27 protein-coding genes and 2 pseudogenes are annotated in these 25,730 nt (G+C 63.5%); 13 read left to right on the top strand and 16 right to left on the bottom strand.

The window, feature by feature from the left end:
• Positions 1-4: 4 nt before the first annotated feature.
• The 3 genes from EC86_RS0102695 to EC86_RS0102705 are packed head-to-tail and all read right to left on the bottom strand — an operon-like array spanning position 5 to position 4,517.
• Positions 5-214, bottom strand: coding sequence for a YgaP family membrane protein (locus tag EC86_RS0102695; RefSeq protein WP_029524162.1), 210 nt, complete (start codon positions 212-214; stop codon positions 5-7).
• A gap of 3 nt (positions 215-217) precedes the next feature.
• Positions 218-3,457, bottom strand: a complete 3,240-nt coding sequence (locus tag EC86_RS0102700; RefSeq protein ID WP_029524163.1) for an efflux RND transporter permease subunit — start codon at positions 3,455-3,457, stop codon at positions 218-220.
• A 1-nt stretch (position 3,458) separates the two neighbouring features.
• Positions 3,459-4,517, bottom strand: coding sequence for an efflux RND transporter periplasmic adaptor subunit (locus tag EC86_RS0102705; RefSeq protein WP_029524164.1), 1,059 nt, complete (start codon positions 4,515-4,517; stop codon positions 3,459-3,461).
• Positions 4,518-4,681: 164 nt separating this feature from the next.
• Here EC86_RS0102705 and EC86_RS0102710 point away from each other — a divergent pair, with 164 nt between their 5' ends.
• Complete coding sequence (locus EC86_RS0102710) at positions 4,682-5,020, top strand: ArsR/SmtB family transcription factor (protein ID WP_029524165.1); 339 nt, start codon at positions 4,682-4,684, stop codon at positions 5,018-5,020.
• A 124-nt stretch (positions 5,021-5,144) separates the two neighbouring features.
• Positions 5,145-6,134: a c-type cytochrome gene (locus EC86_RS0102715; protein WP_029524166.1), complete on the top strand. Its 990-nt coding sequence runs from the start codon at positions 5,145-5,147 to the stop codon at positions 6,132-6,134.
• Positions 6,135-6,184: 50 nt separating this feature from the next.
• Here EC86_RS0102715 and EC86_RS0102720 read toward each other — a convergent pair whose 3' ends face one another.
• From EC86_RS0102720 to petA, 6 genes and pseudogenes are all read right to left on the bottom strand, one after another.
• On the bottom strand, positions 6,185-7,045 hold the full coding sequence (locus EC86_RS0102720; RefSeq protein ID WP_029524167.1) for an MBL fold metallo-hydrolase: 861 nt from the start codon (positions 7,043-7,045) through the stop codon (positions 6,185-6,187).
• A gap of 169 nt (positions 7,046-7,214) precedes the next feature.
• Positions 7,215-7,595, bottom strand: coding sequence for a rhodanese-like domain-containing protein (locus EC86_RS27455; protein ID WP_084181488.1), 381 nt, complete (start codon positions 7,593-7,595; stop codon positions 7,215-7,217).
• Positions 7,596-7,703: 108 nt separating this feature from the next.
• Positions 7,704-8,456: pseudogene (locus tag EC86_RS30330) on the bottom strand (alpha/beta hydrolase); the annotation flags it as partial.
• 332 nt (positions 8,457-8,788) lie between these two features.
• Positions 8,789-10,212, bottom strand: a pseudogene (gene ccoG / locus EC86_RS25835) (cytochrome c oxidase accessory protein CcoG).
• 37 nt (positions 10,213-10,249) lie between these two features.
• Positions 10,250-10,903: an MBL fold metallo-hydrolase gene (locus EC86_RS0102740; RefSeq protein WP_232229764.1), complete on the bottom strand. Its 654-nt coding sequence runs from the start codon at positions 10,901-10,903 to the stop codon at positions 10,250-10,252.
• Positions 10,904-10,917: 14 nt separating this feature from the next.
• Positions 10,918-11,556: a ubiquinol-cytochrome c reductase iron-sulfur subunit gene (gene petA / locus EC86_RS0102745; protein ID WP_051676097.1), complete on the bottom strand. Its 639-nt coding sequence runs from the start codon at positions 11,554-11,556 to the stop codon at positions 10,918-10,920.
• Between the two features lie 39 nt (positions 11,557-11,595).
• On the opposite strand from petA, the gene EC86_RS29805 reads away from it, so the two are divergent.
• The gene (locus EC86_RS29805; RefSeq protein ID WP_156955198.1) at positions 11,596-11,838 is read left to right on the top strand and encodes a hypothetical protein; all 243 of its coding nucleotides are present in this window, start codon (positions 11,596-11,598) and stop codon (positions 11,836-11,838) included.
• A 51-nt stretch (positions 11,839-11,889) separates the two neighbouring features.
• The gene (locus EC86_RS0102750) at positions 11,890-13,218 is read left to right on the top strand and encodes a sigma-54 interaction domain-containing protein (RefSeq protein WP_029524171.1); all 1,329 of its coding nucleotides are present in this window, start codon (positions 11,890-11,892) and stop codon (positions 13,216-13,218) included.
• Between the two features lie 155 nt (positions 13,219-13,373).
• Here the strand turns inward: EC86_RS0102750 and EC86_RS27460 are convergent, their stop codons facing one another.
• From EC86_RS27460 to EC86_RS0102780, 6 genes are all read right to left on the bottom strand, one after another.
• Positions 13,374-13,661 carry a hypothetical protein gene (locus EC86_RS27460; RefSeq protein ID WP_029524172.1) on the bottom strand — a complete coding sequence of 96 codons (288 nt, stop codon included), beginning with the start codon at positions 13,659-13,661 and terminating at the stop codon, positions 13,374-13,376.
• A gap of 223 nt (positions 13,662-13,884) precedes the next feature.
• Positions 13,885-14,871, bottom strand: a complete 987-nt coding sequence (locus EC86_RS0102760) for a recombination-associated protein RdgC (protein WP_036771742.1) — start codon at positions 14,869-14,871, stop codon at positions 13,885-13,887.
• 159 nt (positions 14,872-15,030) lie between these two features.
• Positions 15,031-15,585 (bottom strand): NUDIX hydrolase, encoded by a 555-nt coding sequence (locus tag EC86_RS0102765; RefSeq protein WP_029524174.1) that lies wholly within the window; start codon positions 15,583-15,585, stop codon positions 15,031-15,033.
• Positions 15,586-15,756: 171 nt separating this feature from the next.
• Positions 15,757-16,452 carry a fumarylacetoacetate hydrolase family protein gene (locus tag EC86_RS0102770; RefSeq protein WP_029524175.1) on the bottom strand — a complete coding sequence of 232 codons (696 nt, stop codon included), beginning with the start codon at positions 16,450-16,452 and terminating at the stop codon, positions 15,757-15,759.
• 159 nt (positions 16,453-16,611) lie between these two features.
• Positions 16,612-17,655, bottom strand: a complete 1,044-nt coding sequence (locus tag EC86_RS0102775) for a Bug family tripartite tricarboxylate transporter substrate binding protein (protein ID WP_084181118.1) — start codon at positions 17,653-17,655, stop codon at positions 16,612-16,614.
• A 32-nt stretch (positions 17,656-17,687) separates the two neighbouring features.
• A complete protein-coding gene (locus EC86_RS0102780; protein ID WP_029524177.1) occupies positions 17,688-17,990 on the bottom strand; it encodes an antibiotic biosynthesis monooxygenase family protein in 303 nt (100 codons plus the stop codon).
• A 228-nt stretch (positions 17,991-18,218) separates the two neighbouring features.
• Here EC86_RS0102780 and EC86_RS0102785 point away from each other — a divergent pair, with 228 nt between their 5' ends.
• The 8 genes from EC86_RS0102785 to pgeF all read left to right on the top strand — a co-directional run bounded on the left by EC86_RS0102785 (position 18,219) and on the right by pgeF (position 23,579).
• Positions 18,219-18,581, top strand: a complete 363-nt coding sequence (locus EC86_RS0102785; protein ID WP_011802192.1) for a roadblock/LC7 domain-containing protein — start codon at positions 18,219-18,221, stop codon at positions 18,579-18,581.
• Positions 18,582-18,591: 10 nt separating this feature from the next.
• Positions 18,592-19,104 carry a PAS domain-containing protein gene (locus EC86_RS0102790; RefSeq protein WP_029524178.1) on the top strand — a complete coding sequence of 171 codons (513 nt, stop codon included), beginning with the start codon at positions 18,592-18,594 and terminating at the stop codon, positions 19,102-19,104.
• Positions 19,101-19,850 carry a phosphate/phosphite/phosphonate ABC transporter substrate-binding protein gene (locus tag EC86_RS0102795; RefSeq protein ID WP_029524179.1) on the top strand — a complete coding sequence of 250 codons (750 nt, stop codon included), beginning with the start codon at positions 19,101-19,103 and terminating at the stop codon, positions 19,848-19,850. Before EC86_RS0102790 ends, EC86_RS0102795 begins: the two co-directional genes overlap by 4 nt.
• The gene (locus tag EC86_RS0102800) at positions 19,843-20,445 is read left to right on the top strand and encodes a hypothetical protein (RefSeq protein WP_156955200.1); all 603 of its coding nucleotides are present in this window, start codon (positions 19,843-19,845) and stop codon (positions 20,443-20,445) included. Before EC86_RS0102795 ends, EC86_RS0102800 begins: the two co-directional genes overlap by 8 nt.
• Positions 20,442-21,332, top strand: coding sequence for a hypothetical protein (locus EC86_RS0102805; protein ID WP_029524181.1), 891 nt, complete (start codon positions 20,442-20,444; stop codon positions 21,330-21,332). Before EC86_RS0102800 ends, EC86_RS0102805 begins: the two co-directional genes overlap by 4 nt.
• A gap of 68 nt (positions 21,333-21,400) precedes the next feature.
• Complete coding sequence (locus EC86_RS0102810) at positions 21,401-22,018, top strand: hypothetical protein (RefSeq protein WP_029524182.1); 618 nt, start codon at positions 21,401-21,403, stop codon at positions 22,016-22,018.
• Between the two features lie 89 nt (positions 22,019-22,107).
• Positions 22,108-22,746, top strand: a complete 639-nt coding sequence (gene maiA / locus EC86_RS0102815) for a maleylacetoacetate isomerase (RefSeq protein WP_029524183.1) — start codon at positions 22,108-22,110, stop codon at positions 22,744-22,746.
• Positions 22,743-23,579, top strand: coding sequence for a peptidoglycan editing factor PgeF (gene pgeF, locus EC86_RS0102820; protein ID WP_408633862.1), 837 nt, complete (start codon positions 22,743-22,745; stop codon positions 23,577-23,579). Before maiA ends, pgeF begins: the two co-directional genes overlap by 4 nt.
• Here the strand turns inward: pgeF and EC86_RS27465 are convergent.
• Positions 23,484-23,825: a hypothetical protein gene (locus EC86_RS27465; RefSeq protein ID WP_084181120.1), complete on the bottom strand. Its 342-nt coding sequence runs from the start codon at positions 23,823-23,825 to the stop codon at positions 23,484-23,486. The two genes, pgeF and EC86_RS27465, sit on opposite strands and share 96 nt — an antisense overlap.
• Before the next feature lie 102 nt (positions 23,826-23,927).
• Here EC86_RS27465 and EC86_RS0102825 point away from each other — a divergent pair, with 102 nt between their 5' ends.
• Positions 23,928-25,694, top strand: a complete 1,767-nt coding sequence (locus EC86_RS0102825; protein WP_029524185.1) for a PHA/PHB synthase family protein — start codon at positions 23,928-23,930, stop codon at positions 25,692-25,694.
• The last annotated feature ends 36 nt before the right edge of the window (positions 25,695-25,730 follow it).

Consider the following 25,730-nt stretch of genomic DNA (forward strand, 5'->3'; position numbering starts at 1 on the left):
TTGTTCAGCAGCCGGGCTGCACGCCCAGCTTGCGCAGGATGGACTCCATCAGGCACCAGTGGGTGAGGGCGCTTTGCAGCAGGTTGACACCCACGAAAGCGGTGAAGGCCAGCCACCACTGGCTGACAAACACCGGGCTGCTAGGTGAGCCCAGCGCCAGCGACAGCAGGATAAAGGTGCCGGCCAGCAGCCGGACGAGTTGCCATGATTTCATTGTTTACTCCTTGAAGGTGATGGCTACAGGGGACGAAAACTGCTTGCGATAGGCCGCGTAGTACAGCGTCGGGATCACCACCAGCGTGAGCACGGTGGAGACAAAAATGCCGAAGATCAGCGAAATCGCCAGCCCGTTGAAAATCGGGTCGTCCAGGATGAAGAAGGCGCCCAGCATGGCGGCCAGTCCGGTCAGCATGATGGGCTGGGCGCGGGTGATGGCCGAATGCACGATGGCCTCTTTGAAAGGCATGCCTTCGCGCGTTTGCAGGTTGATGAAATCGACCAGCAAGATCGAATTGCGCACGATGATGCCGGCCAGCGCGATCATGCCGATCATGCTGGTGGCGGTGTACTGCGCATGCAGCAGCGCATGGCCGGGCATGACGCCGATGATGGTCAGCGGAATCGGCGCCATGATGATGAGCGGCGTCAGGTAGGAGCCGAACTGCGCCACCACCAGCAGGTAGATCAATATCAGGCCGACACCATAGGCCGCGCCCATGTCGCGGAAGGTTTCGTAAGTGATTTGCGACTCGCCGTCCCACTTGAGCGCATAACCGCGCCAGGCGTCCGTTGGCTGGCTGATGAAATACTCGGCCAGCTTGCCGCCGTCGGGCGCGGTGATGGCGTTGATCTGGCTGCGCATCTGGAACACGCCGTACAGCGGGCTGTCGAGCTTGCCGGCCATGTCGGCCGTCACGAAGTTCACCGGCAGCAAGTCCTTGTGGATCACCGGCTGCTCGCGCAGCGTGTCGCTGAGCGTGACCAGTTCGCGAATCGGCACCAGCTTGCCGGAGGCGCTGCGCACGGCGAGTTGCAGCAGGGCATCGAGGTCACCATGGCTTTCGGCCGGCAACTGCAGCAGCGCCGGGGCCGGGTATTTGCTGCCGTCGTGCAGATAAGTCACGGCCTCGCCCGCCAGACCGGCGCGCAGCGTGCTGACGATGGCCTGCTGCGGCACGCCCAGCATGGCGGCCTTGCGGCGGTCCACCAGCAGCACGACGCGCGGTGCGCTGGCAATGCTGCTGTCGTCCACATCGACCACGTTGTCGGTTTTCTCGAAAATGGCGCGCACCGCCTTGGCCACGGCGCGGCGGCCGTCGGCATCTAGGCCGTAGATTTCGGCGACTATTGGAGCGAGCACCGGCGGGCCGGGCGGCACTTCGACCACCTTCACGTTGGCGCCATGGCGCAGGCCGATCTTTTGCAACTCAGGCCGCACGCGCGTGGCAATCGCATGGCTCTGGTCGCTGCGCTGGTGCTTGTCCACCAGATTGACCTGGATGTCGCCGACCTCGCCGCCGGCGCGCAGGTAGTACTGGCGCACCAGGCCGTTGAAGTTGATCGGCGCGGCCGTGCCGGCATACGCCTGGTAGTCGGTCACTTCCGGCACGCCGGCCAGGTAGGCGCCAAGTTCATGCAGCACGGCGGCGGTTTTCTCGACCGGCGTGCCGGCCGGCATATCGACGATGACCTGGAACTCGGACTTATTGTCGAAGGGCAGCATTTTGAGCAGCACCAGCCCGGTGGCCGGCAGCACCAGGGAAAGCACAATCAGCCCGGCAATGCCCAGCCCCAGCAGGCCCCGGTTGCGCCCGCCGCGCTTGTCGTCCAGCAGCGGCTTGAAGACGCGTTCGAACAGGGGCGCGAGCTTGCCCGCCATGCCGGTGGCTTTGCCCGCAGTGGCGTGGTCGCCGTGGCTTTCCTTCATCCACAGCCGGGCCAGCCAAGGCGTCACCACAAAGGCAATCGCCAGCGACAGCAGCATGCCCATGCTGGCATTGATGGGAATCGGGCTCATGTACGGCCCCATCAGGCCGCTGACGAAAGCCATCGGCAGCAGCGCGGCAATCACCGTGAACGTGGCCAGGATGGTCGGGCCGCCGACTTCATCGACCGCGCCGGGAATGATGTCCACCAGTTTTTTACCGGGAAACAGTGCCTGGTGCCGGTGGATGTTCTCCACGACGACGATGGCGTCATCGACCAGAATGCCAATCGAAAAAATCAGCGCGAACAGCGACACCCGGTTGAGCGTGAAGCCCCATGCCCACGAGGCGAACAGCGTCACGGTCAGCGTCAGAATCACCGCCGTGCCGACGATCGCCGCTTCGCGCCGGCCCAGCGCGAGGAACACCAGCGCCACCACCGAGGCCGTGGCAAACAGCAGCTTCTGGATCAGCTTTTGCGCCTTGTCGTTGGCGCTGGCGCCGTAGTTGCGGGTTTCGGCCACCTGCACGGCCTCGGGAATGAGGGTGTTGCGCAGTTGCGCCACCCGCGCCATGACGGCGTTGGCCACGTCGATGGCGTTCTCGCCCGGCTTCTTGGTCACCGCCACGGTCACGGCGGCATATTCGCCGCCGCCGTTCTTTGCGGACAGGCCATGCCAGACATAGCGGCTGGCGGGCAGCGGGCCGTCACGCACGGTCGCCACATCTTTAAGGAATACTGGCCGGCCTTCGCGCACGCTGACCATCAGGTCGGCGACCTCGCTGGCCTGCGCCAGGAAGGGGCCGGCTTCGATGGCCACGCTCTGGTTGCCGGCCAGCAGTTCGCCCACCGGCATGCCCAGATTGGCCGACTGCAGCGCCTGGCGCATCTCCTGCACCGTCACGCCCGAGCCCGCCATGCGCCCCGGGTCCAGTTCGACCAGCACGGCGCGGCCGGGGCCGCCCAGCGTCTGCACTTCGCGCGTGCCGGGAACGCGCTTGATGTCGGCCTCGATGCTGTGCGCCACCCGCTCCAGGTCGTAGGCGCTGGTCGTTGCATCCTTGCTGTAGAGCGTCAGCGTGACGATGGGCACGTCGTCAATGCCCTTGGGCTTGATGATGGGCTCCATCACGCCCAGCCCTTTAGGCAGCCAGTCGGCGTTGTCCTTGATGGTGTCGTGCAGCCGCACCAGCGCCTCGGTGCGCGGCACGCCCACCTTGAACTGCACCGTCAGCACTGCCATGCCGGGGCGCGACACGGACATCACATGCTCCACGCCGGCAATCTGCGACAGCACCTGTTCTCCCGGCGTGGCGACCATCTGCTCGACATCGCGCACCGAGGCGCCCGGAAACGGCACCAGCACATTGGCCATGGTGACGTTGATCTGCGGTTCTTCCTCGCGCGGCGTGACCAGCACCGCAAAAATGCCCAGCAGCAAGGCGACGAGCGCCAGCAGCGGGGTGATTTGCGCGCTCTGGAAGAGGGCGGCGATGCGGCCTGAAACGCCCATGCTTGGTTTCGTGCTCATGTCAGCGCACCCGTGCGGCAGTTTGCGGGTCCAGCGCCACCTTGTCGCCGGGGCTGACGCCGCTCAGCACTTCCACCTGATCGCCCTTCGTGCCGCCGAGCCGGACCTGGCGCAACAAGGCAAGCCCCTCGGGATTCACCACATACAGCCCGGTCATTTCGGAGCGCCGGACCACGGCACTGGCGGGTACATACAAACGTTCGCTCTTGGCCATAGCGCCCTTTGCCGTTCCGAGCGGCAGCCAGATGCGGGCAAAGGCGCCGGGCGCCACGCCCTTGATGCCAGCGGGCAGGCCCAACCGGACCTGCGCGGTATGCGTGGCGGCATCCACCACCGGCAACACCTGCACCTGCGTGGGGCGCAGCAGGCCGGTGGCCAGGCCGGGCAGCTCGAACCGGACGGCGCTGGTGTCGCCCAGGCCGGCGATGGCGCTTTGCGGCACGGCGGCCGTCACCCGCAACTCCGCCGGGTCATGCATCGTGACCAGTGCGCGGCCGGGCATGGCCATGTCGCCCAAGGTCACGGGAACGTCGCTGACCACCCCGGCATAGGGCGCGTTGACCACAAAAAATCCCGACTGGGTCCGGGCCGCGCCGGCCTGCGCCTGCAGCGCCCTGACCTGGGCCTGCGTCGCCTGCCACTGGGCTTGCGCCCGGTCGAGTGCCGACTGGCTGATGTACTGCTTCTGGAACAGCTGCTTTTGCCGTTCATAGTCCTTGGTCGCCACATTCAGGCTGGCCTGCGCGGCCTGCACTTGGGCATCGCTGGCGGCCGCATTCTGGCTGGCGGAGCGGGCGTCGATGCGCAGCAGTTCCTGGCCGGCCTTCACGCTGTCGCCCGCCTTCACACGCAAGGAAACGATGGCGCCGGGCACCTGGGCTGACAACGTGGTTTGCCGCACCGCCTCCACCACGGCATCCAGGCTGATGCTGTCGGCCGCGCCAGTGCCAGAGGCCTGAACCACCACGGTGGCGAGCGGGCTGTTTTCAGCCGCCCGGACGGGCGCGCAGACCAACAGGCTGGTCAGGGCTGCAATAGCGACAAGACGTTTTTGGGACATCCGGATTTCCTCATGTGCTTTCCTGACTACAGTGCGTCAGCGAATCATTGTTGATTATTTAGCTACTTAGTTAATTAGTCAAATTGTATAATAATAAGCTTGTACTTTTGTTGTGCAAAGGTTTTGACAGGCTTGAAGACACAGCTTGACGAGGACATCCCATCATGGAAAATTTGCCGCCCGAGGCGCTGACTGAAATCGCCGCCTACTTCCAGGCCCTGTCGGAGCCGACACGGCTTCAAATCCTCAACCTGCTCAGGCAGGAGGAGCGCAACGTGGGCGAACTGGCGCAGCTGTGTGGTTTTACGGCCGCCAACATATCGCGCCACCTGACGATGCTGACCAAACACGGACTGGTGGCCCGCGAAAGCCGGGGAACCAGCGCGTATTACCGTATTGCCGATGAGTCGGTGTATGAACTGTGCGATCTGGTCTGCGGAAAAATTGCAAGGCAACTGCAGCAAGCCGCCCAGAAGCACCAAGTCTTTTCCCCCTCCGAATGAGGCGCCGATGGCGGGACGCCTGCGCATGAATTTAACGATCCCATCGCCCTTGCGTTTGATTTGAGTCAACTTCCGGTTTATTCAGGCGAGCGCTTTTTTATTCACCCTGCCAAAGGAGTTCAACATGACCAAACCCTTGATTTTCATGGCCCTGCTTGCTGCAGCTGGGGGGCTGCATGCACAGACTTCTGCCCCGGCAGCGCCTGCCATGGGCGCTGCCGAAGCCTATGATGCCTCGCGCCTGCCTGACGACCCCTATGGCCGCTTGGTCCGGTACGGCAAGGAGCTGACGGACCGCACCTTTGCCTACATCGGTCCCGAGGTCAAAAATGAAAAGATGCGGTTTTCCGGCAACAACCTGGCTTGTGCCTCCTGCCATCAAGCCTCGGCCACCAAGAAATTCGCCATTCCCTGGGTTGGCGCGCACGCCACTTTTCCGCAATACCGTGCCCGTGAAGACGAAGTCAGCACGCTGCAGGAGCGTGTCAACGGCTGCATGGAGCGCAGCATGGCGGGCAAGGTATTGCCGCTGGACAGCCGGGAAATGAAGGCGTTCATCACCTACATGCATTTCCTGTCCAAAGATGTGCCGGTGGGCGCCAAGGTCGAAGGCCAGGGATTGCCACCCTTCAAGGCGCCGGACCGCCGTGCCGACACCGTGGCGGGCAACACGGTTTACCAGGAGAAATGCGCCAGCTGCCATGGCGCCGAAGGTGCGGGCGTGCGGGCCGGCGCACCGGGCAGCGCCACGGGCTACACCTTCCCGCCGCTGTGGGGCAAGGATTCATTCAACAACGGCGCCGGCATGAGCCGCCTGCTGTTTGCCTCTTCCTTCATCAAAACCAACATGCCGCTGGGCACGCAGCACGGCCAGCCCCAGTTGAGCGATGAGCAGGCCTACGACGTCGCGGCCTTCGTTCTGAGCAAGCCACGGCCGGTCAAGGCCCATACCGAGCGTGACTTTCCGGCCCGCTGGAACAAGCCGGTCGATGCCCCGTTCCCGCCCTATGTCGATGGCGCTCAGGCAGACCAGCATAAATTTGGCCCGTTCGGCCCGCTGCAGGAAAACATGAAGTCCCTCAAGGCCAGCTTGACAAAAGCCACCGTCAAGTAATCAGCCTGCGCAAGGTGAGACGGGCGCGACAAGTTCCGTGCGCCGGGCGCTCAGAGCAGGTTGACAGGAATCTTCAGGTAACGCACGCCGTTGTCCTCGGGCGGCGGCAATTGGCCTGCGCGCACATTGACCTGCACGGCCGGCAGGATCAGCATGGGCATGGCCATCGTCTTGTCGCGCGCCGTGCGCAGGCTGACGAACTGGGCTTCGGTCACACCGTCATGCACATGAATGTTGCCAGCGCGCTGCTCGGCCACGGTGCTGACCCATGCCGGGGCACGGCCGTCCGGCGGGTAGTCGTGGCACAGGTGCAGGCGCGTATCGGGCGGCAGCGCCAGCACTTTTTTGATCGAGCGGTAGAGCATTGCCGCATCGCCGCCGGGAAAGTCGCAGCGCGCCGAGCCGTAGTCGGGCATGAACAAGGTGTCGCCGACAAACGCATCCTTGCCCATGAGGTAGGTCAGGCAGGCCGGCGTATGCCCCGGGGTGTGCATCACGCGGACCTCGACCTGGCCGATCTGGAATCGTTCACCGTCGTCAAACAGGTGGTCAAACTCTGCGCCCTCGGTGTTCATGTCGCTGGCATTGAAAATCTTCTTGAAGACGCCCTGGACCTCGCAGATGTGCCACCCAATGGCGATCTTGCCGCCCAGCTTTTCCCGCAGGTAGGGCGCGGCCGACAAATGATCAGCGTGCGCGTGGGTTTCCAGCAGCCAGTCGATCTTCAGTCCGGCCTGCCGGACATGCGCCACCACCTTGTCGGCGCTGGCGTGCGAGGTGCGGCCCGACTTCGGGTCATAGTCCAGCACGCTGTCGATGATGGCCGCGCGCGCCGTCGCCGGATCGGACACGATGTGGGTGACGGTGAAGGTGTCAGGGTCAAAAAACGACTGAATGGTGGGTTCTTGCATATGTTTCAAGCCTGAAAAGGGGTTCAGTGTTTGTCGGTGCAGTGCATCTTGGCGTTCAAGGCGCCTGACCTATTTTGCTACTGAATATAGAGCTGCTTAAGCACGCCAGTAGTGCGGAAAAGGCGTATTTGATGCTGAAAAGGTGTTTGCCGATTCAAACGAATGCACTTTATTCGAATGTGGGCGCAGTCGGTTTGACGACGCTCTTTCCTGCGCCGGCCCAGGCATCGAAGCCGCCGGCAATGGACTTGACCTGCAGGTAAGCCATGTCATGCAAGGCACAGGCCGCCAGCGCAGCCCGTCCGCCGGTCTTGCAATACAGCACGATCTTCAAATCGCGCGAGCTGAGTTCGGGCGTGCTGCTGAGCTTGAACTCCAGCACACCGCGCGAGGCATGGATGGCGCCGACAAGGTGGCCCGCCGCATACTCGTCAGCTTCGCGGACGTCGAGCAGCACGTCGGCTTCCCGGATGGCTTGCTCGGCATCGTCCAGCGCTACTTCGTCGATACGCAGCTTGGCGGCCGTCACGAGATCATGCGCATTTTTCATGGGTAATTCCTGACGATGTGGGTGGATGGCGTGGAGGGAACGCTGCAAAAAGTCTATCAGCTGAGGAAAGTTCGCTTCCATCGCCCGGCTGGGGTCATGCCCGCCCGCCACCGACAGACACTGCACCATGCCAGAAAGGCCCGCTGCCTGCAGGCGCCTGGCATCGTCGAACGGCACCACCTCGTCGTGCGTGCCATGCACCAGCAACACGGGGCAGCGTATGCGGCGCATGCTGGTCAGCGGGGCAATCTCGTCAAAGCAAACGCCGATGACGCGCTGCACATGGCGCAGCACATACCAGCCCAGCAACGGATAGGGGATATGCGCCTCGGCCAGAAACCTGCGCATCACCTCGCGGGGATGCGCAAAAGCACTCAGGCTCACCACGGCACGCACGTCCGCACGGCGCGCGGCGCACAAGAGCGCAGCGCCAGCCCCTACCGAATGGCCCATGATGGCCAGGCGGGCGCCGTCAACGCCGGGCTGCTGCCCGAGCCAGTCCAGGCCGGTTTCAATATCCTCGGCAAAGCGCGGCAGCGAGGTGAAGTCTTCATCGTCGCTGGCGCCGTGGCAGCGCGCATCCACCAGCAGCACGGCAAAGCCGGCGGCATGCAGGGGGGCCGCAGCGGGCAGCATCAGGCTGGCGTTGGCGCCCCAGCCGTGCATCACCACGACGGCCGGCGCGGGGCCAGCGCCCAGGGCAGGCACGAACCATGCAAACAAGGTTTTGCCGCCTGCGGCCGGCAGGCGCAGCGCCTGCGCGTCAAGGCCGAGCGCTGAAGGCGAGCCGTGGTGGGCCAGGCGCGGCGCGCGCAGCCGGCGCAGGATCTGCGCATGCACACCACGGCGCAGGCGTTTCATCACGGCGTGCCAGCCTTTTGCGAGGGCACAAGGCCTGGCGCGCTTCGCAGTGGGCCGGCATCTTGGGCATGTTCGACCCTGTCATGAAAGCGGTGAACCAGGCGCTGGATGCCTGTCTCGCCGCCAAGTGCGTCATAAGGTGTTGCGGTCGCTTCGGCAGTCATTGGCAGTTCCTTGTGTATGTGTCTTCAAATACGGCGTCCTCGTTTTGTCCAGCAGACATGCTTTCATGTATCAAATATGCCACTTGCGCTTGCCTGGACGGCGCAAGTAGCTATTAATTCAGTAGCAAAAACTGCAGGATTACTTGAACACGCCAGCCTGGCTTCGCTTTAGCGGGGAAGCATGAACACTGATTTTTCCGACAAATGGCCCGCAGCGTCCAGCGCGTCGATTTCAAACGCGATCGGGTGCGTTCCCGGCGCCGCCGCTTCATACGGCGCCTGCACCCGGACGGCCAGCTTGCGTGCCTGGGTGGACTCCACCGCCACCACGTCTTCCGACGTGATGGCCAGGCCGGGCAGTCCCGTGACGCGGATCTTGTAGCGTTGGCTGGTTTCCGTGGCGTTCATCACCTGCAGCTGGTAGACGTCACGATGTTGCCGCCCGAGACAATGCGCGCCATGACGCCACGGTCACGCAGCACATTGACCTTGAACGGCGTGCGCAGCGTCAGGCTGACCAGCATGGCCATGACAATGCCCAGCAAGATGGCCGTGTAGATCAGGATGCGAGGCCGCAGCACATGGCGCCAGGTCTGCGCCTGGGTCCACTTGTTCTTCATCGCGTTTTCGGTGGTGTATTTCACCAGCCCGCGCGCGTAGCCCATCTTGTCCATCACCGTGTTGCACACATCGGCGCAGGCGCCGCAGCCAATGCACTCGTACTGCAGGCCTTTGCGAATGTCGATGCCGGTGGGGCAGACCTGCACGCACAGGTTGCAGTCGATGCACGCACCCAGACTCAGTGCTCCCGGGTCAGCCTTGCGCGAGCGCGCGCCGCGCGGGTCGCCGCGCTCGGCGTCGTAGGTGATGATCAAGGTGTCCCTGTCGAACATGGCGCTCTGGAAGCGCGCATACGGGCACATGTGCTTGCAGACCTGCTCGCGCATGAAGCCGGCATTGCCGTAGGTGGCAAAGCCGTAGAAAAAGACCCAGAAGTTTTCCCACGACGTCATGTTCAACTGCACAAATTCCAGGCCCAGCAGCTTGATGGGCGTGAAGTAGCCGACAAACGTGAATCCGGTCCACAGGGCGACGGCCAGCCACAGCAGGTGCTTGCCGCCTTTTCGCCACAGCCTGCCCGGCGACCAGGGCTGGCCATCGCGGCGCATCTGGACCGTGCGGTCGCCTTCCATCTTTCGCTCTATCCAGAGAAAAATCTCGGTGTAGACCGTCTGCGGGCAGGCGTAGCCGCACCACAGGCGCCCGGCCACCGCCGTGAACAGGAACAGCGACAGGGCCGAGATGACCAGAAGGCCCGTCAGGTAGATGAAGTCCTGCGGATACAGCACCAGCCAGAAGATGTAAAAACGTCGCGACGCCAGGTCAAACAGCACCGCCTGGCGCTGTCCCCATTCAATCCACGGCAGGCCGTAGAACACCAGCTGGGTCAAAAACACCACGGCCCAGCGCCAATGGGCAAAGTAGCCCGACACGCTGCGGGGATAGATTTTCTCGTGCGCCGCGTACAGCGAGATCGGTTCGCCGTCCGCAGGCTGCGCAACGATGGGGATGACTTTGCGGGGTGTTGGCATGGTGTTTTTCCAGGTGAAAGCTTGGCTTGAATGGTTTTCATGCAGGCGCATTGAGCGCGGCAGGGTGCGGTGCAGGCGCCAGCGCTGCGACGCGCGCCAGGAACTCGTCGCGCGACACGCCGGCAAACAACGGATGCCAGCGGCGCTGCTCCAGCACGGTGCTGACGGCGCGGGCGCGGCGCGCATGGCCGGCGAACAGCAGCGTTTCGTCAGGCAGGGTGAACACGCGCTGCGTCACGCTGTCCCACAGGGCTTCGGGCTGGGCGGGCAGGGGCTGGTGCGCACAAGCATCGGCCGCCAGCAGGCCGCCGAAAAACAGCCGGTCGCGCCAGGCAAAGCTCAGGCATCCGGCGGTATGGCCCGGTGTGGCCAGCACGCGGACCCCTTCACGGCCAAAGGGCAGCACGTCGCCGTCTCTGGCCATGCGGATGTTTTCACCGGCAGCGCCCTGCACCAGCGGCGCGCCCAGGCGGGCCAGTTGCGCCGGCTCCCGGACTTGCAGGTGATCGTGCTGATGCGTGCGCAGCACCCAGCGCAGGCGCAAGTCGCGCTCCGCCAGCAAGGCGGCCAGCACCGGCAGATCGCGGCCGCGCGGGTCCACCAGCACGGCCTCGCGGGTGTCCTGGTCGGCCAGCAGATAGGTCAGCTCGCCGCTGGCCTCGTCATGCAGGATGCGAAAGTACATGTCCATCTTCACATCCCTCCTCAGGCCGCGCCGAGGTCGTCCTCGCCGATCAGCAATCTGCTCTCGGCCAGGTACTTGTGCGGCGGCACTTCAAGATTGGTGGGTGCGGGCTTGTTCAGAAACACCCGGCCCGCCAGATCAAAGGTCGAGCCGTGGCAGGGGCAGAGAAAGCCGCCTTTCCAGTCTTCGCCCACGCTGGGGTTGGCGCTGCCTGCGGGAACCTGGCTGGGCGTGCAGCCCAGGTGGGTGCAGATGCCCACGCCGAAAAACACGTCGAGCCGGATCGAGCGCTGCGCATTTCGCGCGTAGCCTGGTTGCTGATCTCGTAAAGAAGCCGGGTCGGCCAGGCGGGCGTCGAGCGTCGGCAGCAGCGCCAGCATCTCGGGCGTGCGGCGCATGATCCAGACCGGTTTGCCGCGCCACTCCACCGTCTTGATGCCGCCGGGCGCAAGGTCCGAAATGTCAACTTCCACACTCGCCCCGGAAGCCCGGGCGCGCTCGCTGGGCGCAAAGCTCGACACGAAAGGCACGGCGACAGCGGCCAGGCCGGCGCTGGCAGTGGCTGCGGTGAGCACGATCATGCGGCGGCGCTCGGCGTCATGTTCATGCGCAGCGCCGGCAATCGCCGGGAAAGCGGAAAGGGCAGCAGTTGGCGTCATCGTGTTTTCCTTGCGTGAAGTGGCCGCGCAGAACGTTTCATGAGCGGCACGGATAGGAGCGCTCTGCAAAAACTGCAAGGCCATGCTTTTAGCGAGGGAATTTTTCAGGGTTTGCATGACCATCAATGCGCTTGTGCGTGCTGTAACTCAAGAACCGTGCCGAGCTGCAATCCGAAAAAATATCGTTTAATTTCAATGAGTTACGGTTTTAAATCAGGCCAGCGTGAGATGCCGGAAGGAAATAACCGCCATATTTGGCAGTGGCTGCCAATTCCGGCATAGACTGCATGTCAGCCAAACCAAGGAGCCAGCGTGAAGCCATTGCCCGAATTGATGTCCTACCTGGAGGGCTTGAGCGAGCCGCACATCCTGTTCGACACCCAATACCGCATCCTGGCGGCCAACGCGGCCTACCGGCAGCAGTTCAGCCCGGTTCACTCTGTGGTGGGCCGCACCTGCTACGAGGTGTCGCACCACTTCAACGTGCCGTGCGACCAAGCCGGCGAATCGTGCCCGCTGGCCCGGTCACGCGTGTCCGGCCAGCGCGAGCGTGTGCTTCACCTGCACCACACGCCCAAGGGTGAGGAGTACGTCAACATTGAGCTTGCCCCGCTGCTGGACGCACACGGCGAGCAGGCTTATTTCGTCGAGAAGATGGAAAGGCTGCGGGTGGCGCAGGGTCAGCCGGCAGCGCAGGGACTGATCGGGCGGGCGCCTGCCTTTCAGCACATGCTGGCGCTGGTGGCACGCGTTGCACCGTCGCAGGCCACGGTGCTGCTGCTGGGGGAGTCCGGTACCGGCAAGGAGCTGGTCGCGCAGGCGATCCACGAGGCCAGCCCGCGCGCCCACCGTGCGCTGGTGGCGGTGGACTGCTCCAGCCTGCCCGAAAACCTGTTCGAGTCCGAGCTGTTTGGCCACGAGCGCGGCGCCTTCACCGGCGCCAGCACCGCCCGGGGCGGGCTGATCGAGGCGGCCAGCGGCGGCACGCTGTTCCTCGACGAGGTGGGCGATATTGCGCTGACCATGCAGGTCAAGCTGCTGCGCCTGCTGGAAACCGGCACCTACCGCCGCGTGGGCAGCACCGAGCTGCGCCATGCCGACATCCGCGTGGTGTCGGCCACCCACCGCGACCTGGACCGCATGGTGTCCCAGGAGCTGTTTCGTGAAGACCTGTATTACCGCCTGAGCACGTTTCCGATTCACCTGCCCGCCTTGCGCGAACGGCGGGACGACATCATCCTGCTGGCAGCCGCCTTGCTGGAGCGCGTGGCCCCGCAGCGCAAGCTGCGCATCAGCGAACCCGCACTGCGCTTGCTGCAGGCGCAGGATTACCCGGGCAATGTCAGGGAACTGCGCAACCTGCTGGAACGCACGGCGCTGCTGTGCGATGGCGACACGCTGGAAACCAGCCATATCGAGCAGGCCCTTATGTCGGGAAGGCGCCCGCCGGCCGGGCCGCGTGTCCATCCGCAAGCTGGCGATGCCGACACTGCCGCCCGCAGCCTGAAGGGCTTGGCCCTGGCGCCAGGCGCGCTCAAAACCATAGAGCGCGCTGCGCTGCAGCAACTGGTCAGCAACCACCAGGGCAGCCGGGCAGACCTGGCGAACAAGCTGGGCATCAGCGAACGCTCGCTTTACCGCAAGCTAAAGGCGCTGAAATAAGCTTTTATGGCTGATCTGACAAAGGCCGCCAACGACGAGCAAAGCGCTGCATTGAAAGGCACGGCCAGCCCGGGAGAACGTTCCGGGGAAAAACCGGGGCAGGATTAAGACGCCAAGCAGTCATTCCCCGGCTGTGGCGCTTTCCGCTACTGAATTTATCGCGTGGTTCGGGAGGGATAAACCACGACGGATTCTGCCTTTGGCCGCTCGATTTCGTCGCGTGGATCTTCCGGTGGCTGACGAGGCACCATGGATCGGAGCGGATGCGCATTTTTGATTTCCGCCTCGATTCGGGCGATTCTCTCGGAATACATTTTCGCCAGTGCCGCATGGTGTTCTGCCGCCGCCTGATGCTCGACCCAGGCCAGGTTCGCCTCTTCAAGGTATTCCAGAGACCTGCGAATGTGCGCCTCAGTGCGTGGCCCGAATAAATGAAATCGCATGACACCCTCCTGCCGAGATGTGGCTTGATGACTTTAAAACAGAGTCCAGTCTGAAAAAATTCCCGTCCTGCCTGTCAAATCATTGATAGAGGCCTGCTCTGATTTTGTCAATCGGACGGTTCTGATTTTGCCGTCATACGTATGGTGGCTTGGCAATTTACACGGGTATCCGCTGAAATTTCGTCACTCCCGCTGGCCCACGGCGTTCAGCTGCGAACGGCTTTCATGCCGCCGCGCGAAGGCGTTCCGCAAGTTGCCCGACTGCTGCGGGCGGAGCCGCGCCGTCCATGGACAACTCGCCACCCAGTGCTTCCAGCAGATCCGGAATCAGCGCCGACAGCTCGCCCGTGACGATGGCTGCGTCGGTGTCGAAGCCGTCGTCGTCCTTGCCGTTTTCCTGCACCCCGTCGAGCACCACGTCGAGCAGCTTGATCTTCCTGACCTGGGCCATGTCGGTCAGCATGAACGACACCCGCTCGTTCCAGGTCATGGCCAGCTGCGTGGGCACCTTGCCCGAAGCAATGTGCTCGGCCACTTCGTCGATCTCCAGCGTGTGGCGCGAATAGCGGACCGTTGACTTCTGGTCGTCAGGCATCTTGAGTTCGCAGTCGCGGTCCACGGTAAAGCCGACAGGCGCTTCGCGGCTGGCCAGCCAATGCGCCATGGCGGCGCCGGCTGCCATGGTCGTCTGCACGGGCTTGGCCATCAGGCCCGGGCGCGAGCCGGGAATCTCGCTCAGCGCCTCGATCAGCTGGCTGACCACCTTGTCGGCGCCGGTCAGGCTGGCGGAATCGACCACCAGGAACTTGTTGTCCGGGTCGATCCACAGCGTCGTCGAGGAACGCTTGGTGAAGGCGCGCGGCAACAGCGCCTGCATGGCTTCTTCCTTGAATTCTTTCCTGATCTTGGCGCTGGCGCGTTCGCGGCCGGTTTCCTGCTTGTACTTTTCAACGCGTGCTTCGACCTCGGCCTTGACGGCGGAGGCGGGCACAGGGCGGCGCTCGATGCTCAGCCGCAAGATGACCTGCGTGCCCACGGTTTCCACCATCACCGTGCTTTTATTGCCGCGCGGCGGCACCCAGCCGACAGACTCGGGCTGCGTTGCGCCGCAGGGCATGAACTGGGCGGTCTGGAGCACTTCTTCCAGCGCTTCGAGCGGCGGCAGAACAAAATCGGAGGCAATGCGGAAAAAGGAGGCGGATTTGAACATGGGGTTTCGGTGTTGGGGAAATCTGGTGAAAAAGGGAGGAGCGTCAACGGCGAAAGCCAGAGCAAAAAGCCAGGCGACAAGTCGGGTCGAAGCCTGAAATTCTAAGCCCGGCCTGCCATGCCGGACGCGCTTGGCCCGCAGGGGCCGCAGGCCGCAAGCTCAGCAAACATCCAGCACATGAATGCCGAATCGGCCCTTGCGCCGGTCGTCAAAATAACGCTCCAGCGTTTCCTTGACGGTTCGAAAGGCGAGCTCTTCCCACGGGATTTCGGACTCGGTGAACAGCCTGGCCTCAATGGTTTCGTGGCCGGGATTGAAGTCGGTGCTCAGCAACCGGGCACGGTAATACAGATGGACCTGGCCGACGCGGACCACATTCATGATGCTGAAGAGGTCCTGCAGTTCATACTGCGCTCCGGCTTCCTCGTCGGTCTCGCGGGCTGCGCCTTCTGCCGTGGTTTCGCCCATTTCCATGAAGCCGGCCGGCAAGGTCCATTTGCCCCAGCGCGGTTCGATGTTGCGCTTGCACAGCAGCACCTGAGCGCCGTCGTGGCCCCACACCGGCACCGTGCCGACGACGTTCAGCGGGTTTTCATAATGCACGGTGTTGCAGGCCGGGCAGACTGCCCGCTGCTTGGTATCGCCGTCGTCGGGCAAGCGGTAAACCACGGCGGTGCCGCAGACGCGGCAGTGTTTCAGAGGGGGGCGATGCATCAAATAAGTGTAGCGGCTTTGGCGTTTGTGTTCGCTTCGTGGCAGCCTTCAGGGCTTTGATCTATTTCAAAAAGCATAGCTGAAAAGGTAGGCTGGTAAAGCGCAGGAGGCCTGAATGACCCTGAAAATGCAGCTGGGCCGCACGGGTCGTCCGGCCACGGATTTTATCGCTCAGGTAATTTTGAGGTTCAGCGGCTCCAGGCCCGCGACGCCGCCCGTCAGGGTGTCGCCCTGCAACACGGCCGCCACGCCTTCAGGGGTTCCGGTGTAGATCAGGTCGCCGGGCTGCAGTTCCCAGGCGGCCGACAGGTGCTCGATGGTTTCACCGATATTCCAGATCAGTTTGGAGACATTGCTGTGCTGGCGGTCCTGGCCGTTCACCTGGACATGGATTTCGGCGTTGGCGACATCGCCGGCCTGCGCTGCAGGAGTGATCGGGCCTATGGGTGCGGAATGGTCAAAGCCCTTGCCGATGCACCAGGGCCGGCCCTGTTTTTTCATTTCGCCCTGCAAGTCGCGGCGTGTCATGTCCAGGCCAACGGCGTAACCAAAGATGTGCTTGTGCGCGTCAGCCGCCAGAATATTTTTGCCGCCCGTGCCGATGGCCACAACCAGTTCGATTTCATGGTGCAGGTTCCGGGTCAGGCTGGGGTAGGGCATGACGCCGGTGCTGCCAGCTTCGACCGCGACGATGGCGTCGGCTGGCTTGAGAAAGAAAAACGGCGGCTCTCGGCCTGTGAACCCCATCTCCTTGGCATGGTCTTCATAGTTGCGGCCGACGCAATAAATGCGGTGGACCGGAAAGCGGTCCTCGGTGCCCACGACAGGCACTGAAACCGTGGCGGGCGGAGTTACGACAAAACGCATGGCGGGCATTCCTTGACAGGTCTGAACCCGGACCTGACGGCCGGGCGGTTGAAAAATCGTGAAGCGTACAGGCTGGCCAGGGATCAGGCCAGCGGCTCAGTGTGCCACGATGGCCCCGGATAGGCCGGGCCAGCCTGCAGCCATCCATCGTGCCTGGCGCTATTCGATCTTGATGCCGCGCGTCTGGATGATGTTGCCCAGAAGGGCGCTTTCGTCCTTGAGGCGGCTGCGCAGTCCGTCAGGCGATGTGCCGACGGCCTGCCAGCCCTGCGCAAACAGTTTCTGGCGCGTGTCTGCATCGCGGACGATGCGCGGCACCTCCTGGGCCAGCCGCGACTGGGCCGCGCTGGACAGGCGGGCCGGACCGATCAGCGCGGTCCACACCTCCAGGTTGACATTTTTCAGGCCAGCCTCTGCCAGTGGCGGCACATCGGGTGCGAGCAGGCTGCGCCCGCCTGTCAACCCGATGGCCCTGAGCTTGCCCGAGCGGATGTGCGGCAGGGCGATGCCGGGCGGTATCAGCGCCATCTGGATCTGGCCGCCCAGCATCGCCGTGACCACCTGCGGGTTGCCTGAATACGGGACATGCACCGGCGTCATGCCCGACGAGCGCAGCTTGACCAGCTCCATGCCCAGGTGTCCGACCGATCCATTGCCGACGGAGCCGTAGTTCCACTGCCTGCCTGCCTGCCGCGCTAGCGTGAAGAATTCGGCCCCGCCCGGAAGGCTGCTGGGTGCGACCAGCATCAGCGGCGCGGTGGTGAGCAGCGAGATGGGCGCAAAGTCCCTGGCCGGGTCGTAGGGCAGTTTGGCGTAAAGCTGCTTGGCCGAGGTGAGGTTGCCGTTGATGACGACGCCCAGCGTGTGGTCGTCAGTGGCCTTGGCGACCAGGTCGGCTGCGATGTTGCCCGAAGCGCCCACCCGGTTTTCGACGATGACCGGCTGGCCCAAGGCCCTGGACAGGGGCTCGGCCAGCGTTCGGGCCGACATGTCGGGCGTCGATCCTCCTGGAAAGCCCACCAGGATGCGGACCGGCCGTGTCGGCCAGGCCTGTGGGGCTTCCGCTTTTTTATCAATGTTTTGGGCTTTCCCGTTTATAGGCAGGGCGCAGGCAGCTATTGAAATAATAGCAAATGCGGCATGGTTTGAAATGGCGCGGCAACGCAGCTTCAGCCGGCTGGGCATCAAAGTGGGGAGTTTCATTTTTGGTCGGGCGGGTTTGAAGGACGGCAGTGTCAGACCGATCCGGCCGCCATGCTGAAGTGTTCCACCGTGGGCGGACCGGCAAAAAACGGTCCGACAATCGCCCGCCAGTCGGCAAACGCAGCCGACTCGCGGAAATCGACGGTGTGGTTTTCCAGCGATTCCCAGCGGATTTGCAGCAGGTAGCGCTCGGGGCTTTCGATGCCCTTGAAGACCTGGTAGCCCACAAATCCCCTGGCATGGGCAATCACGGTGCGAACGCCACGCTCGATGGCTTCGTCAAAAGCGGCCTGCTGGCCGGGGTGGATACGGATGTCGGCAAGTTCAAGAATCATGAAAGCTCCGGTCAATGGGGTGATCAGCAAAGGCTTGACTCTAGCCGCAAATTTCAGCTGCCATGGCTTGGCGCCCGCCAGAATCGCTGCGCCGGTCCTGAAAAATGAAAAATCCGGTGGCCTCCAGAGAACTTTTTTTAATCAGTATTGATTTGTGTCAGTCGTTACGTTTGGTGTGTGCTGTTTAATGGTTTCAACGAATTTGGATGCATGAACACGGAGTAAATAATGCGCACAGACATGTTTCAGCAGGCGCTGGAAGACTTGAACGGCTCAACCGCCGACATCGAGGCTTCGGCGCTGATTTCGACCGACGGCCTGATGATTGCCTCGGCACTGCCGCACGGCATGGACGAGGACCGCATTGGCGCCATGTCGGCCGCCTTGCTGTCGCTGGGCGAGCGCACCGCCCGCGAACTGGCGCGCGGCACGCTGGCGCGGGTGCTGATCCAGGGCGAGCGCGGCTACGTCATCATGAGTTCGGCGGGCCCCGAGGCCGTGCTGACGGTGCTGGCCAAGTCGAACGCCAAGCTCGGCCTGATCTTTCTGGACATCAAGCGGGCCGCCGAAACGCTGTCCAAGCTGATCTAAAGGAGCCGCCATGCAACTTTCCGACATGTCCCGGCCGACCCCAGACGCCGTCGAGTCCAGCCTGACCTACACCGACGGGACCTCCCGCACGGTTTTCACCACCAGTGTGGAAGTGCCGTTTCCCGAAGGGCGGCTGATTGTTTCCCGCACCGACCTGGAAGGCATCATCACGCATGCCAACGACGCGTTTGTCGAGCTGAGCGGCTGGGAGCGGGACGAGCTGATCGGCAAGCCGCACCACATCCTGCGCCATCCCGACATGCCCAAGGCCGCGTTCAAGGGGCTGTGGGACACGGTCGCCGAGGGCAAGAAGTGGCATGGCTACGTCAAGAACCTGCGCAAGGACGGCTCTTACTACTGGGTTTACGCCACCGCCGTTCCCAACATACGCAACGGGCAGATTGCGGGCTATACCTCGGTCCGGCGCAAGCCCTCGCGCACCCGCATCGACGAGCTGATTCCGGTGTACCGCCAGTGGCTGGAGCAGGAACAGGCCCAGGACAAAGAGAAAGCCGCACCATGACCCTCAATTTCCTGATCGCCCCCGATTTTTCGCCCGAGCGTTTTGCCGGCTGGCACATGCTCAACACCCTGCTGCAGCGCCGCTCCGGCATCAGGCTGCACCTGCTGACCCCGGCCAGCCCGCCGGAACAATCCAGCCTGCTTGCCGGGGGCAACGTTGACCTGGTCTATGCCAACCCCTTCGACGCCGTAGACATGATCCGCCAGCAGGGGTACGTGCCGTTCGCCCGGCCAGCCGGGAAGTCTGACGAGATGGTGATTGCCACCGCTGCCGAATCGGCCTTGCAACGGCTGGAGGACCTCCGGCCCGGCAGCCGAATTGCACTGACCGACAACAAGGATGTCAAGCTGATCGGCTTGCGCCTGCTGGAGCCGGCCGACCTGACGGAGGCTCTGATCGAATGGGTGCCGGTGGACAGTTTTCAGGCGGCGGCGCGCCTGACGATCAAAGGCGAGGTGCAGGCCGGGTTTTTCCTGGCCGAAGCCTATGCGTCGCTGACACGCATGACCCGCAGCCAGCTGCGCGTGCTGGTGGAAAGCCGCATCAGCGACATCTCGCATGTGGTGCTGGCCCATCCGCGCATGGCCGGCGACCTGCCGCGCGTCAGCCAGGCCTTGCTCGGTATCGGCAGCGAGCCGGCCGACCGCGACGTGCTCGACGCGCTGGGCCTTCCCAAGGGGTTTGAACCCATGAGCCAGGAAGACGCGGAATTCATGATCGATCTGATGGACACACTTCTTGACTGAGCGCGCGCAAACGGCTGGCGCGGGGCCCGGCCCCCGAGTCGCCCGGCTGGCGGCAAGGCGGCATGCGCGGCGCATGCTGCGCGTTCCGGGCGACCCGGACGCCCACATGGCGCGTCTGCAGGCCACGCTCGAACTGCCCGGCGCCGAACCAGTGCAGGGGGCGCTGGCCGATCTGTTCGGTAGTTTCGGCACGCCACACGCAACGCTCAAGCGCACCGCCCTGCACCTGGCGAAAGGTCGGCTTTCGGCCCATGCGGCCCGCTGGTTCGAGGCGCAGCTCGACCAGGCGCCTTTGCCCGCCATCAACCCCCTGGCCACGCGATGGAGCGTGCTGGCCCATCCTTCGGCCGACATTTCCACCCGCGCGCGGCGCTGCAGCGTGGACGATTCACGCCTGTTGGCCGGGCAGGCGGTGCTGGCCTTCGAGGCCCGGAACCAGACGGCCCAAAACGAATTCCTGCACCACTGCGTGACCTGCCATGACAACCTGGCCTTCATGCTGGCGCGGCGTGCATTGCGCCAGTCGGGCGCGGCCCTGCCCGCAGACTGGGAAGCGGTGAGCCTGCAACTCGAACAACCCCGGGAGACGACATGAACATCGCACTGGCCGGCCTGACGGCCCGAGAAGAAGTGGCTCTGGGCATGCTGGTGGGCAAGTCACTGCCCGGCTGGCAGTGCCTGCCGGCCACGGACGGACCCGGGGCGCCCCTGCCACCGGCGGAGCTTTACGTGGTCGATCTGGCGGGCAGGGGCATGGCGCGCTGGACCGATGCGGCGCAAGATGAACTGCTCAAGGCGCTCGGCGGCGCGCCCGCCGTGCTGGTAGCGCCCGCTTTTGACCAGACCTGGTCGGCGCTGGGCCCCCATTGCAGCCAAAGCCAGCCTTTGGTGCTGTTGAACAAGCCCTACGGCGTCGAAGCCATGCGGGCTGCGCTCCAGCAGGCGGCGGCCGGCCGGACCGCTCCGGCAAGATCAACGGCCATGAAGCCAGCAGCACCTGACAGGGTGCGCACAGCCCAAGCCCGCCCGTCTTCGCGGCCATTGCTCCCCGTGGAGCCTGCCCAGACCTTGCCGACTGGCACCATGGCGCTGCCTGATGCCGTTGAACGGCCGCCGCTGGCTGCGCCTGCCTTGGTGGAGGGCACGCTGGCTTCCAGCGAATTCCAGGCACGTATGGCCGCCTTGCCCGGAATGCCGCTTTTCCTGCGAAGGCTGGCCGAATCCCTGGCGCAGCAGCAGCCTTTTGAGCTGCGGATATCGTTCGTCAACCGGATGATCTTTCATCCCGGCGAGCAATGGGCGGCAAGCAACACGCCCGCGCCGGTGCTCGAACAACTGTGCAAGGACGACGAACTGGCCTCAAGCATCGAAATCGACGCAATTGACAGCCGGGATGCCCGGGCGCGCGCTGCGCGACTGGACATTCCCGCGCAGCCGCTGCAAGCCTTGCTGTGGAAGCTGGTCCAACTCCTTCCAGGCTGAAAGGCCTGAACCTGCCGCGGGCTTGCCGCAAAAACTTTTTCAAACAACCACTTTGTCGAGCAAATGCCATGACCCTGACTGCATCCGAATGCTTCATGCTGACGCCCGCCGGCGTGCTGCGTGCGTTTGCCCGAAAAACACCCGATGACACCGCCGCCGCCCTGCAAAGTCTGCTGGCCGGCGAGCATTCACTAAGTCTGGCCGCCTGGACCGCCACCGAGCCAGCCGCGCCCGGTCTGCTGGCCGGCGCGCTTGAAAACGGCTGGGTGCAGGCACTGCCCGGATCGCTTCAGGGTCCCGATGCCAGGCTGGACGATTTTTTGCAGCATGTGATTGCCTCGCTGTCGGGCGAGCGCCGCGCCGTGCTGGCGTCTGAAGGTGGCTTCTGCCTGGGCCGCGCCGGCGTCGGCCAGGACGAGGCCGAACTGCTCTGCGCTGCCGCTGCCGACTATTCGGATTTTGCGGCGCGGCAGGCGCGGCGCGGCTGGGACGGCGCCACGCGCTATGTGTCGTTTCACAGCGACCCGGAATTTTTGCTGCCAGACCAGGCCTTTCTGCCCTTCTGGGTGGACGGTGCGGGTTACTGGCTGATCCTGATGGGCGAACCGCTGCTGAACAATCCGGCGCTGGTCGAACTGCTCTGGAGCATCAAGCAGGCCGGCACCCGCTTTGCCGCCATCGGCTGACTGGCGGGCCTGTCTTCGCGCCAACGGCCAGGCAACCCTCCGCGCAGCCGAAAAAGCAGGGAACGCAATCCCGGTTTATGCTTTCGGCCATGAAGCTGCACAACTATTTCCGTTCTTCGGCATCATTTCGGGTGCGCATCGCGCTGGAACTCAAGGGCCTGGCTTACGACTACATCGCGGTCCAGCTCACCCGGGGCGAGCATATGAAAGAGCCCTATGCGGCGCTTTCCGCTGATGGCCTGGTGCCGCTGCTCGAGGTGCAGGGCGAGAAGCTGTCGCAGTCGATGGCCATCATCGAATACCTTGACGAAATGCATCCCGCGCCCGCTCTGCTGCCCGCCGACGCGCTGGGCCGCGCCAAGGTGCGGGCACTGGCGCAGTCGATTGCCTGCGAAATTCATCCCCTCAACAACCTGCGCGTCCTGAAGTATCTGGTGGGCGAGCTGCATGTGGCGGACGAGGAAAAAAACAAATGGTATCGCCACTGGTGCAGGCAGGGGCTGGAGGCCTTCGAGCGCCAGCTTGCCCGCCTGCCCGCCTCTGGCTATTGCTACGGCGACACGCCAACGCTGGCCGACTGCTGCCTGGTGCCGCAGATTTTCAATGCCGAACGTTTCGAGGTGAGTTTTGACAGCCTGCCGCTCACCATGGCTGCCTATCATGCGTGCATGGCGCTGCCAGCCTTCCAGAAGGCGCAGCCGTCAGCCTGTCCTGACAGTCGGGCTTGAACTTGTACAGCCGTTTTCATCCCGACTGGCTGGTCCCGGACTGGCCTGCGCCGGCTAGCGTCAGGGCGGTGTTCACCACCCGCGCCGGCGGCGTGTCGGCCGTGCCGTTCGACGCCATGAACCTGGGCAGCCATGTGGGCGACATGCCGGCATCGGTGGATGCCAACCGCCATCTGCTGAAGATGGCCACGGGCGCCGAGCGCGCAGTCTTCTTCAACCAGGTGCATGGCGTCCGGGTGGAACTGCTGGACCCGGACACGCCCGACGGCCAGCTTGCGGATGCCTGCGTCACGGTGCATCGCCAGCTCGCCTGCACCGTCATGGTGGCCGACTGCCTGCCGGTGCTGCTGACCTCCCTGGACGGCAAAAAGGTCGCCGCGGCCCATGCCGGCTGGCGGGGGCTGGCCGGCAGTGCTGATGCCGCAGGGCAGGGCGTCATCGAGTCGGTTTTTGAGTCTTTTAGTTCGCTTGCGCAATACGGGCATGCGCAGGCAGCTACAAAAATAATAGCTTGGCTGGGCCCGTGCATCGGGCCTGCGGCGTTCGAGGTGGGCGATGAGGTCAGGGCTGCGTTTGCAGCGCGGCAGCCGCAAGCTGCGCGTTGCTTCACCACCATCGGGCCGGGCAAATACCTGGCCGACCTGCCAGCCCTGGCCCGCCTTCGGTTGCAGGCGCTGGGTATCACGCAGGTTTATGGAAACGACGGCAGCGCGCCTTGGTGTACGGTGGCCAATCCGTCAAGATTTTTTTCCCACCGGCGCGATGCCGGCATCCCGGGCAATGGCTTCGCCACCACCGGGCGCATGGCTGCCTGCATCTGGCTCGACGGCTGAAGCAGTGGCCGGATTCGCCACCTGGCCGGCGGAGGCCAGATGGCTTGCCCGCGCCTCGGCCTCGCGCTTTTTGATTGCCTTGTTGCGCGCAGGCGCGCCCATCAGGTAAACCACCAATATCACCGGACCCACGCCATAGAGTAAAAGGGTGACCAATGCGCCCAGGACGGTTCCATTGATGCTCGCGGCTTCGGCGGCGCTCATCATCAGCACGACATACATCCACGCTATAACGACCAAATACATAGTGAGTTCATGCTTTCTTGTCAGGATCTAAAAAGTAATTGATAGGATACTGGCAGCAGCAGATGGCGTTTGCCAAGACATTGCATAACCGAGGAGACACGGATGAATTCTGAACTGAACTGGACACAGGCGACTCAACAAATGCAGGAAACCCTTGGAGAAGGGATCAAGCAGGTGATGTCGTCCTTTGGGGCTGGGACCGCGCCCGGCTTTCCAGCGATGGACCTGTCGGCGTTCAAGTCCATGGCGCCTTCTTCCCAGCCGTCCATCACGTTCGAGCCCTCCAAGCTCCTTGAGCTTCAGCAGCGCTACATTGCCGGCGCATCGGCGCTCTGGAACCAGGGATTGCACGCAGGCGACGAGGCCGCGACCCCGGCCGACCGGCGTTTCTCCGATCCCGCCTGGCAGGCCAGCCCGGTGTCCAAATTCCTGGCCTCGGCTTACCAACTCAACGCCACCACCCTGATGAGTCTGGCCGAAGCCGTCGAAAGCGACGCCAAGACCAAGGCGCGGCTGCGTTTCGCGGTCGAGCAGTGGATGGCAGCTTCAGCACCCAGCAACTTTCTGGCGCTCAATGCCGAAGCGCAGAAAAAAGCCATCGAAACCCGGGGCGAAAGCATCGCCAAGGGCCTGGCGAACATGCTTCACGACATGAAGCAGGGCCATGTGTCGATGACTGACGAAAGTATCTTCGAGGTCGGAAAAAACGTCGCCACCACCGAAGGCGCCGTGGTGTTCGAGAACGAGTATTTCCAGCTGCTCGAATACAAGCCGCTGACGGAACAGGTATTTGAAAAGCCTTTCCTGATGGTCCCGCCCTGCATCAACAAGTTCTACATCCTCGACCTGCAGCCTGAAAATTCCCTGATTCGCTATGCCACGGCCCAGGGTCACCGGACCTTCGTGATGAGCTGGCGCAATCCGGACCAGTCCATGGCTGGCAAGACCTGGGACGACTACATCGAGAACGCGCCCATCAAGGCGATTGAAGTAGTGCGCGAGATCACCGGCGCCGACACCATCAACGCCCTGGGTTTCTGTGTCGGCGGCACGATCCTGAGCACGGCGCTGGCGGTGCTGGCAGCACGCGGCGAAAAACCGGTGGAAAGCGTCACGCTGCTGACGTCGCTGCTGGACTTCAGCGACACCGGCATCCTGGACATCTTCATTGACGAAACGTCGGTCAAGTACCGTGAAGCCGAAATGGGCAAGGGCGGCTTGCTCAAGGGCAAGGACCTGGCGTCCACCTTCAGCTTTTTGCGCCCGAACGACCTGGTCTGGAACTATGTGGTCGGCAACTACCTCAAGGGCGAAACCCCGCCGCCGTTTGACCTGCTCTACTGGAACAGCGATTCGACCAACCTGCCAGGACCGTTCTATGCCTGGTACCTGCGCAATACCTATTTCGAAAACAACCTGATCAAGCCCGGAAAAATGGTTGTGTGTGGCGAAAAGGTCGATCTCGGCAAGCTCGACATGCCGTTCTACCTTTATGGCTCGCGCGAAGACCATATCGTGCCGATTGGCGGCGCCTATGCGTCAACCCAGGTTCTGCCGGGCAAAAAGCGCTTTGTGATGGGGGCGTCCGGCCATATTGCCGGCGTGATCAATCCGCCTGCCAAAAAGAAGCGCAGCTACTGGACCAATGACCAGCTGGCGTCCAGCCGTACGGCTGGCGATAAATACCCCGCGTCGCAGGAAGACTGGCAAAAAAATGCCACCGAGCATGCCGGCAGCTGGTGGCCTGACTGGTCCGACTGGCTGCAGAGCCAAGCCGGCAAGCAGATAGCGGCACCCAAAACCTATGGCAGCCGCAAGTTCAAGACCATCGAACCCGCACCCGGCCGCTACGTCAAGGCCAAGGCCTGAATCAGGCCGCAAACCATTGCCGGTTTCAGGCGCGGA

It is taken from the genome of Polaromonas glacialis (genome assembly GCF_000709345.1).
Taxonomy (GTDB): domain Bacteria; phylum Pseudomonadota; class Gammaproteobacteria; order Burkholderiales; family Burkholderiaceae_C; genus Polaromonas; species Polaromonas glacialis.